Below are 9,349 nucleotides of genomic sequence, written 5' to 3'. Positions count from 1 at the left end.
TGGCCGCCCGCCCGCCGCCGCGGGCGCCCGCGCGGGGGGGGGGGGGGGGGCCGGGCCCCCCCCCCCCCCCCCCCCCCGGCGCCCGGGGGCCGCCGGGGGGGGGGGGGGGGGGGGGGGGGGGGGGGCAGCGGCGCTGCTCGCGGGGCCGTGTCCGATTTCCGCGATCGCCCGGCCGCGGGGCGTGCCAGTCTCGGAGCATGGTCGAGGATCCGCTGTTCGAGGAGCGCTACCGCGCGGTCGCCTCGCGCGACTCCCGCTTCGACGGTCGGTTCATCACCGGGGTGCACTCGACCGGCATCTACTGCCGGCCGAGCTGTCCCGCCACGACGCCCCGGCCCGGGAACGTCCGGTTCTATCCGACCGCGGCGGCCGCGCACGAGGCGGGGCTGCGCGCCTGCAAGCGCTGCCTGCCGGACGCGGTGCCCGGGTCACCGGAGTGGAACCTGCGCGACGACACCGCGGCGCGCGCGATGCGGCTGATCGGCGACGGTGTGGTCGATCGCGAGGGGGTCGAGGGGCTGGCCGGGCGCCTGGGCTACGGCGCCCGGCAGCTCGGACGGATCCTGCGGGTCGAGCTGGGCGCGCCGCCGCTCGCCCTCGCCCGGGCGCAGCGGGCGCAGACTGCACGGCTCCTGCTCACCGGCACGGAGCTGCCGGTCTCGGAGGTGGCGTTCGCCGCGGGGTTCGCGAGCATCCGGCAGTTCAACGCGACGATCCAGGAGGTGTACGAGCGGAGCCCGAGCGCGCTGCGGGCGTCGGCCCGGGGAGGCCGGTCGGAGGCGGCCGTCCACGCGGGCGCGACGACACTCGAGCTGCGGCTCGCCGTGCGTGCGCCGTTCGATCCGGGCGTGCTCGCCGTCCTCGGCGCCGACGCAGTGCCGGGGCTCGAGAAGGCGGGGCAGGGCCGGTACTCGCGCTCGCTCGCGCTGCCCGGCGGCCCGGCGGTCGTGCGGCTCGAGCCGGACGGCGAGGCGATCCGCTGCACCGCGACCCTGGTCTCGGTGGCCGATGTCGGCCCCCTGGTCGCGCGGGTGCGCAGGCTGCTCGACCTCGACGCCGACTCCGCCGCGATCGACGAGGCGCTCGGCGCCGATCCGGTGCTGGCGCCGCTGGTCTCCGCGACTCCCGGGATCCGACTGGCGGGCTCCGTCGACCCGGCCGAGACCCTGCTGCGCGCGCTGATCGGGCTCGGTGCGCCGACCGCGGTCGCGCGCACGGCGCTGACCCGGCTGATCGCGGCGCTCGGCGAGCCGCTGCCCGCCGGCCTCGCCGCCGGCGGCGTCACCCACGCGTTCCCTTCCGCCGCGGCGATCGCGGAGAACGGAGCGGACGTGCTGCGCGGCTCCGAGCACCGGAACGAGACGGTCCGGCGGAGCGCGGCCTTCCTGGCTGACGGCACTCTGCGCCTGGACGCGGGCCTCCGCCGCGAGGACCTGGTGGAGCGCCTGCTCGCCGTCGACGGCATCGATCCGGCCACGGCTGCGTCCGTCGCCGCGCGGATCACCGGCGACCCGGACGTCCTCCCGGCCGGCGACCGCGCCGTCCGCGCCGGCGCCGCCGCACTCGGCCTTCCCTCGACTCGCCGAGCCCTCGCCGAGGCCGCTCGCCCCTGGGCCCCCTGGCGCAGCTACGCCGCCCTGCACCTCGCCGCCGCGAGATGCCACTTGTGAGCGCGACACGCCGCAGAAAGCGCGCACAAGTGGCATCTCGCGGAATGCGGACCACGACGGACCAGCGCTGAGTGCGACCCGCCCGGGTGAGGCTCGGCAGCTGCGCGCCGACGCTCCCCGCGAGATGCCACTTGTGAGCGCGACACGCCGCAGAAAGCGCGCACAAGTGGCATCTCGCGGAGGGGGCGGGGCGTGCTACTCCGTGGGGGGCTCGATGATCGGGAGGGCCGCGGTCATCGCCTCGATGCCGGAGAGGCGGGCGGGCGAGATGAGGCGCAGGACCTCCTCGCGCGACATCAGGCCGGCCTCGACGACGAGGTCGGCGACGTTGCGGCCGGTGGCGAGCGCCGCCTTCGCGATCGCGGCCGACGCGGTGTAGCCGATGCTCGGGGTCAGCGCGGTGACGACGCCGACGGAGGAGGCGACCATCGCCTCGAGGCGGTCGACGTTCGCGGTGATGCCGTCGATGCAGTTGATCCGCAGGGTGAGGCACGCCTGGGTCATCCAGGTGATGCTCTGCAGGAGCGAGTGCGCGATGACGGGCTCGAACGCGTTCAGCTGCAGCTGACCCGCCTCGGCGGCCATCGTCACCGTGACGTCGGCGCCCGCCACCGAGTAGGCGACCTGGTTGACCACCTCGGGGATCACCGGGTTCACCTTGCCGGGCATGATGCTCGAGCCCGCCTGGCGCGACGGCAGGTTGATCTCGCCGAAGCCGGCCTGCGGGCCGGAGGAGAGCAGGCGCAGGTCGTTGCAGATCTTCGACAGCTTGATGGCCGAGCGCTTCAGAGCGCTCGAGAACGACATGAAGACGCCGGTGTCGCTGGTGGCCTCGACGAGGTCCTGCGCCATCTCGAGGTCGAGGTCGGTGAGCTCGTTGAGGTGACGGACGGCGGCGGCGCCGTAGCGCGGGTCGGCGGTGATGCCGGTGCCGATCGCGGTGGCGCCGATGTTGACCTCGGCGAGCAGCCAGATCGTCTCGGAGAGGCGCGCGTGGTCCTCGCCGAGCGTGGTCGCGAAGCCGTGGAACTCCTGGCCGAGGGTCATCGGCACGGCGTCCTGCAGCTGGGTGCGGCCGACCTTGAGGACGCTGCCGAACTCGACGGCCTTCCGCGAGAACGCGGCCTGGAGCAGGGCGAGCTCGTCGAGCAGGCGGCGCAGCGACCAGGTCATGGCGATCTTGATCGACGTGGGGTAGACGTCGTTCGTCGACTGGCTGCGGTTCACGTCGTCGAGCGGGTGCAGGAAGGCGTAGTCGCCCTTGGGCCGCCCGGCGATCTCGAGGGCGACGTTGGCGACGACCTCGTTCGCGTTCATGTTGGTCGAGGTGCCCGCGCCGCCCTGGATCACGCCGACCACGAACTGGTCGTGGAACTCGCCGTCGATGATCCGGCGGCAGGCCTGCTCGATCAGCTCGGCCTTCGCCGGCGCAAGGCTGCCGATCTCGGTGTTCGCCCGGGCGGCGGCGAGCTTGACGGTCGCCAGGGCGCGGACCAGATCGGGGTAGATCGAGATCGGGCGCTTGGAGATCGGGAAGTTGTCCAGCGCCCGGGCGGTGTGGATGCCCCAGTAGGCGTCGGCCGGGATGTCGAGCGGGCCGAGCGAGTCGGTCTCGGTGCGGGTGTCGGCGTCCACGGGGGGTCCTTCCGGCGGGACCTGCAGGGCGGCGCCCCGCAGGCCGTTGCTCACGGGGTCGTTGCTCGCAGGGTCGATGCTCTCGGGGAGGGTGGTCGAGGCGGATGTCACGTCAGCTCCGTCGCTGTCGTCGTGCGGCCCCGAAGGGTGCAGGGGGTCCGCGAACTGCGCCGCCAGCCTACGCCGGGGCTCCGCTCCGGGCGGATCGGCGGCGTCCGGCGCAGGCTCCGGCTCGCCTCCTGCCCGCCGGACGGCCGGACGCCGGTCGGGTGGGCGGATCCACCGTCGGTCATGCCACCTCGCACGAAGCGGCCACCGAAGGACCGTGGCGCGCAAGGTGGCCCTTCTTCTCACCCCCAGAGCCGAGTGGACCGGGCCACTCTCGGAGCATCACCTCGAGATCGGATGCCCCATGCTCGCCCTGCTCCTCGTCCTCGTCCTGCTCGCCGCCGTCGCGGTTCCGCTCGCACTCGCGGTCCGGCGCGACGGCTACTCCCCCGTCGCGTTCGACCGCGCCCACGACAGCCGGGGCGGCAGGGGCTGAGACAGCGGCGCCCCGCCCGCCCGCGCTCAGTCGACGCGGTCCGGCTCCGGGATGCTCGGCGCCGCCTGCAGTCCGCCGCTCAGCGCGTAGCGCTCCTCAGGCGAGAGGACGAGGCGCTTCCTGCCCCAGACGGCGAAGCCGATCAGGATGATCACGTAGACCACGGCGATCGCGATGATCGCCGGCTGGAACGCGTCATTGAAGAGGAAGCCGAGGAAGATCAGCACGTTGATCAGCGCCGCGATCACCGCACCCGGGAGGCCCCACGGGCTGCGGTACGGCCGGCTCGCGTTCGGGAACCGGCGGCGCAGCAGCACGAAGGACACCATCTGCATGAAGTACGCGACGACCGCGCCCCAGACCGCGATGTTCAGCACGATCGCGCCCGCGACGGCGCCGGCGTTGTCCGGGTCGAGCCGGCTGAGCACGTCGACGACGACGAGGGCGACGAAGCCGATCACGGCCCCCACGGTCAGTGCGATCCACGGCGTCTGGCGCTTCCCGGTGAGCGAGAACACCCGCGGGTAGTAGCCGGCCCGGGAGAGCGAGTACATGTTGCGCCCGTAGGCGAACATGATGCCCTGCAGCGAGGCGAGCAGCCCGATCAGGGCGAAGAGGGCGAGCACGGCGGCCGCGCCGTCGCCGACCATCGCGCGGAAGCCGTCGAGCAGCGGCTCGGTCGAGACGCCCATGGCCTCGGAGCCGATCAGCGCCGTGTTGAGGAAGAGGACGAGCAGGCCGGTCACGATCAGGGTGCCGCGGGCCCAGAAGCCGGCGCGGGGGATGTCGCGGACCGGGTCGTGCGCTTCCTCGGCCGCCAGCGGCAGCTCCTCGATGCCGAGGAAGAACCACATGGCGAACGGCAGCGCGAAGAGGATCGGCAGGACGCCGTGCGGGAGGAACTCGGTCCGACCGGCGTCCGGCGCGATGTTCCACAGGCTCGACCAGTCGAGCGCCGGCGAGAGCAGGGCCATCACGGAGAAGGCCAGGAGGATCGCGATGGAGACGATCGAGACGACGATCGCGAAGCGGAACGAGATCGCCGCGCCCGCCGAGTTCAGCGCGACGAAGACGATGTAGAGGACCAGCCACCAGATCCACATCGCGCCGGAGAGGTCGAAGCCGAGCAGCTCGCTCGTCACCCCGTTCGCGTACTGCGCCGAGAAGAAGACGACCACGGCGGTGGTGGCCACGTACTCGATGGTCTCGGCCAGTCCCGTGACCAGGCCGCCCCACGGCCCCATCGCCGAGCGGGCGAAGGAGTAGGCGCCGCCGGTGTGCGGCATCGCGGCGGACATCTCGCCGATCGAGAAGATGAGGCCGTAGTACATCACCACGAGGACGGCGAAGGCGATCAGCATCCCGCCGAAGCCGGCGAAGTCGATGCCGAAGTTCCAGCCGGAGAAGTCGCCGGAGATGACGGCGGCGACCGCGAGGCCCCACAGCCCCCAGACGCCGGCGGAGCGGCGCAGGGTGCGCTTCTCGAAGTAGCCGGCCTCGGCCTCGCGATAGGTCACCCCCGCGGTGCTGGTGACGTTCGCGGAGTCGGGTCCGGACGTCGCCGGGCGCCTCGCACCCTTGCTCGTCGGAGTCTGCTTCGTCTGCTCTGCCATCGGGTCTCCTCGGCTCGGGTGGTCCGAGCATAGGGACCTCAATGGACGCTGGGAAGACCGATGGCGTTACGACGGTGTGAACGGCGCGATCCGAAGGTCCGGTGGATCGACACGCATCCCGCGCCGTCGGCGCCGGCATCACTCCCTCGGGAACAGCGGCTGTGCTTCAATGGACCCCGATCCGACCATGCGGCCTCGTCCGGCCACCCGGCGGAGCGACCCCCGGAGGCATCCCATGGCACCTGTCAGCGCCGAGAGCAGTGCCGCCGATCGACGCCGTGCCGCCGACCCCGCCCCCGTGCGCGGCATGCTCACCCTCGAGCGACTCGACACCCTCATCGAGGCGGGAGAGATCGACACGGTGATCGTCGCCTTCACCGACATGCAGGGCCGTCTCGTCGGCAAGCGGATCTCGGCGCGGCTGTTCCAGGACTACGTCGCCGCGCACGGCGCCGAGTGCTGCAACTACCTGCTCGCCGTGGACGTCGAGATGAACACCGTCGCGGGCTACGCGATCTCGAGCTGGGAGCGCGGCTACGGCGACATGAAGATGATCCCTGACCTCTCGACGCTGCGTCTCGCGCCGTGGCTGCCGGGGACCGCGCTGGTCACGGCCGATCTCACCTGGCTCGACGATGCTCCGGTCGGCGAGGCGCCGCGGCAGATCCTCCGTGCGCAGCTGGACCGCCTGGCCGAGCGCGGCCTCGAGGCGTTCGTCGCCACCGAGCTCGAGTTCATCGTGTTCGACGACTCCTACCGCGAGGCCTTCGCGAAGGGCTACCGCGGCCTCACGCCCGCCAGCGACTACAACATCGACTACGCGCTGCTCGCCTCGACCCGGATGGAGCCGCTGATGCGGGACATCCGGGTGTCGATGGAGGGCGCCGGCCTGTACTGCGAGGGCATCAAGGGCGAGTGCAACCTGGGCCAGCAGGAGATCGGCTTCCGCTACGACGCCGCCCTCGTCACCTGCGACAACCACTCGATCTACAAGTCGGGGGCGAAGGAGATCGCCGACAAGCACGGCAAGAGCCTGACCTTCATGGCCAAGTTCAACGAGCGCGAGGGCAACTCCTGCCACATCCACCTCTCGCTCCGCGGCACCGACGGCACTCCCGTCTTCGCCGACGCGGAGAGCGAGCACGGGATGTCGCCGCTCTTCCGGCACTACCTGGCCGGCCAGCTCGCCGCGATGCGCGAGTTCACCCTCTTCTTCGCGCCGAACATCAACTCCTACAAGCGCTACGTCGACGGGTCGTTCGCGCCGACCGCGGTCGCCTGGGGTCTCGACAACCGCACCTGCGCCCTGCGCGTCGTCGGCCACGGCGCCGGGATGCGCGTCGAGAACCGCGTGCCGGGAGGCGACGTCAACCAGTACCTGGCCGTCGCCGCGCTGGTCGCCGCCGGGCTGCACGGCATCGAGAACGAGCTGGAGCTCGAGGACGTCTGCACCGGCAACGCCTACGGCTCCGGAGCGCCGCGTGTCCCGACGACGCTGCGCGAGGCCGCCGACCTGTTCGAGTCCTCCGCCCTGGCCCGGGCCGCCTTCGGCGACGAGGTCGTCGACCACTACGTGAACAACGCCCGGGTGGAGCTCGCCGCCTACGACGCCGCCGTCACCGATTGGGAGAGGGTGCGCGGCTTTGAGCGGCTCTGACCTGCGGACGGACTCCGAGCAGGGTCCCGTCGCTCCGCGTCCGATCATCGGACTCACCACCTACCGCGAGCGCGCCGTCTCGGGCGTCTGGGACGTCGAGGCGTCCTTCCTGCCCGCGAACTACATCGACTCGGTGACCCGGGCCGGCGGCGTCGCCCTGCTCCTGCCGCCGCAGCCCGCCTCGGCGGAGACCGCCCGCGCCGTCGTCGAGCGCCTCGACGGGCTGATCGTCTGCGGCGGCAAGGACATCGACCCCGCCCGCTACGGGCAGGAGGCGCACCCGGAGACCGACGCCCCCCGCCCCGAGCGCGACGCCTGGGAGGACCACCTGATGACCGCCGCGCTCGAGGCCGACCTGCCGTTCCTCGGCATCTGCCGCGGCGCGCAGCTCCTCAACGTCTCGCTGGGCGGCACCCTGCACCAGCACCTGCCCGACGTCGTCGGCGACCGCCGCTACCAGGCGGGCGGCGGCGTGTTCTCGCACGTGGACGTCGCGGTCGAGCCGGAGTCACGACTGCGCGGGCTGCTCGGCGAGGACGCCGTCGTCGCGCAGGTCTACCACCACCAGGCGGTCGACCGGGTCGCGGACGGCCTCGAGGTCGCCGCGCGGACCGCCGACGGCACCATCGAGGCGCTCGAGCTGCCGGGGCGCCGCTTCGCGCTCGGCGTGCAGTGGCACCCGGAGGAGGACACCGCCGACACCCGCCTGTTCACCGGCCTGGTGGCCGCGGCACTCGCGCACCGCGCGGGCACCGGCACGGCAGACGGCTCCTCCCTCAGAACCCCGAAGGACGCACTCCGATGACCCCGCAGACGCCGACCCCGCAGACGCCGGCCCCGCCGACGCCCACTCCGCAGACGACCGTGCAGACCCTCGTCGACCCCTCGACGGGCGCCGCCTTCGACGAGGTCGCCCTCGCCGACCTCGCGAGCGTCGACGCCGCGATCGAGCGCGCGGCCGTGGCGCAACGCGGTTGGGCGGCGCTGGCCCCGCTCGACCGGGCCCGCGCCCTCCGCCGGTTCGCCGCCGCCGTGGACGGCGCGATCGAGGAGCTGGCGCAGCTCGAGACTCGGAACTCCGGCCACCCGATCACGCAGTCGCGCTGGGAGGCGGGGCACGTCCGCGACGTCCTGGAGTACTCCTCCGCCGTCCCGGAGCGCCTGCTCGGCGCGCAGATCCCGGTGGCCGGCGGGCTGGACGTGACGGTGCACGAGCCGCTCGGCGTCGTCGGCATCATCACGCCGTGGAACTTCCCGATGACGATCGCCTCCTGGGGCTTCGCGCCGGCGCTCGCCGCGGGCAACGCCGTCGTGCTGAAGCCGGCCGAGTGGACGCCGCTGACGAGCCTGCGCCTCGCCGAGCTGGCCCTCGCGTCGGGGCTGCCGGAGGGCCTCTTCCAGGTGCTGCCCGGCCGGGGCGACGTCGTCGGCGAGCGCTTCGTGACCCACCCGCTGGTCCGCAAGGTCGTCTTCACCGGATCGACGCGGGTCGGCAAGCGGGTGATGGCGGGCTGCGCCGACCAGGTGAAGCGGGTCACGCTCGAGCTCGGCGGCAAGAGCGCGAACATCGTCTTCGCCGACTCCGATCTGGAGCGCGCCGCGAGCACCGCCCCCTACGGGGTGTTCGAGAACGCCGGTCAGGACTGCTGCGCCCGCAGCCGGATCTTGGTCGAGCGGCGCGTCCTCGACCGCTTCCTCGAGCTGCTCGAGCCGGCCGTGCAGGGCGTCGTCGTCGGCGACCCGCGTGACGAGGCGACCGAGATGGGCCCGCTGGTCTCGGCCGCGCAGCACGAGCGCGTCGCCGCCTTCGTCCCGGAGGGGGCACCCGTCGCGTTCCGCGGCTCGGCGCCCGCGGGCCCCGGCTTCTGGTTCCCGCCGACCGTGCTGCTGCCCTCGAGCGGCGACCCGGTCTGGCGCGAGGAGGTCTTCGGCCCGGTCGTCTCCGTTCTCCCCTTCGAGGACGAGGCCGACGCGATCCGCCTCGCCAACGACACCGACTACGGCCTCTCCGGCTCGATCTGGACCCGCGACCTCGGCCGCGCGCTGCGGATGTCGCGGGCGGTCGAGAGCGGCAACCTGTCCGTCAACTCGCACTCCTCGGTCCGCTACTCGACGCCGTTCGGCGGCTTCAAGCAGTCCGGGCTCGGCCGCGAGCTCGGACCCGACGCGGCGCTCGGCTTCACCGAGACCAAGAACATCTTCTTCGCGGCCGACTGACCTGCCCGCTCCA

The 9,349-nt window shown here is 73.0% G+C and carries 7 protein-coding genes; 5 read left to right on the top strand and 2 right to left on the bottom strand.

All coding sequences use genetic code 11. The annotated features are described in order from the left end of the window. The first annotated feature begins 197 nt into the window (after nt 1-197). The gene (locus EDF35_RS17070) at nt 198-1,670 is read left to right on the top strand and encodes an Ada metal-binding domain-containing protein (RefSeq protein ID WP_133963196.1); all 1,473 of its coding nucleotides are present in this window, start codon (nt 198-200) and stop codon (nt 1,668-1,670) included. Between the two features lie 195 nt (nt 1,671-1,865). On the opposite strand, the gene EDF35_RS17065 is transcribed toward EDF35_RS17070, so the two are convergent. Further along, nucleotides 1,866-3,305, bottom strand: a complete 1,440-nt coding sequence (locus tag EDF35_RS17065; RefSeq protein WP_243840041.1) for an aspartate ammonia-lyase — start codon at nt 3,303-3,305, stop codon at nt 1,866-1,868. Nucleotides 3,306-3,717: 412 nt separating this feature from the next. Between EDF35_RS17065 and EDF35_RS21440 the strand changes: the two genes are divergently transcribed. Next, nucleotides 3,718-3,849: a hypothetical protein gene (locus tag EDF35_RS21440; RefSeq protein WP_260300772.1), complete on the top strand. Its 132-nt coding sequence runs from the start codon at nt 3,718-3,720 to the stop codon at nt 3,847-3,849. Nucleotides 3,850-3,875: 26 nt separating this feature from the next. Here the strand turns inward: EDF35_RS21440 and EDF35_RS17060 are convergent, their stop codons facing one another. Then, on the bottom strand, nt 3,876-5,462 hold the full coding sequence (locus tag EDF35_RS17060; protein WP_133963195.1) for an amino acid permease: 1,587 nt from the start codon (nt 5,460-5,462) through the stop codon (nt 3,876-3,878). Nucleotides 5,463-5,769: 307 nt separating this feature from the next. Here EDF35_RS17060 and EDF35_RS17055 point away from each other — a divergent pair, with 307 nt between their 5' ends. From EDF35_RS17055 to EDF35_RS17045, 3 genes are read left to right on the top strand one after another with little or no spacing between them, the layout of a single operon-like run. After that, a complete protein-coding gene (locus tag EDF35_RS17055) occupies nt 5,770-7,119 on the top strand; it encodes a glutamine synthetase family protein (protein ID WP_133963213.1) in 1,350 nt (449 codons plus the stop codon). Further along, nucleotides 7,106-7,924 carry a gamma-glutamyl-gamma-aminobutyrate hydrolase family protein gene (locus tag EDF35_RS17050; protein ID WP_243840034.1) on the top strand — a complete coding sequence of 273 codons (819 nt, stop codon included), beginning with the start codon at nt 7,106-7,108 and terminating at the stop codon, nt 7,922-7,924. The genes EDF35_RS17055 and EDF35_RS17050 overlap by 14 nt, the downstream gene beginning before the upstream one ends. Then, nucleotides 7,921-9,336, top strand: a complete 1,416-nt coding sequence (locus EDF35_RS17045; protein ID WP_123733977.1) for an aldehyde dehydrogenase family protein — start codon at nt 7,921-7,923, stop codon at nt 9,334-9,336. Before EDF35_RS17050 ends, EDF35_RS17045 begins: the two co-directional genes overlap by 4 nt. The last annotated feature ends 13 nt before the right edge of the window (nt 9,337-9,349 follow it).

Source organism: Rathayibacter sp. PhB151 (assembly GCF_004366415.1).
Classification (GTDB): domain Bacteria; phylum Actinomycetota; class Actinomycetes; order Actinomycetales; family Microbacteriaceae; genus Rathayibacter; species Rathayibacter festucae.
Note: the sequence above shows the minus strand (reverse complement) of the source record. Positions and strands in the feature narration are given on the sequence as shown.

Excerpts from the sequence above, each read along its gene's own strand:
- EDF35_RS17070 (WP_133963196.1), top strand. The coding sequence starts at position 198 with ATGGTCGAGGATCCGCTGTTCGAGGAGCGCTACCGCGCGGTCGCCTCG.
- EDF35_RS21440 (WP_260300772.1), top strand. The coding sequence starts at position 3,718 with ATGCTCGCCCTGCTCCTCGTCCTCGTCCTGCTCGCCGCCGTCGCGGTT.
- EDF35_RS17060 (WP_133963195.1), bottom strand. The coding sequence starts at position 5,462 with ATGGCAGAGCAGACGAAGCAGACTCCGACGAGCAAGGGTGCGAGGCGC.
- EDF35_RS17055 (WP_133963213.1), top strand. The coding sequence starts at position 5,770 with ATGCTCACCCTCGAGCGACTCGACACCCTCATCGAGGCGGGAGAGATC.
- EDF35_RS17045 (WP_123733977.1), top strand. The coding sequence starts at position 7,921 with ATGACCCCGCAGACGCCGACCCCGCAGACGCCGGCCCCGCCGACGCCC.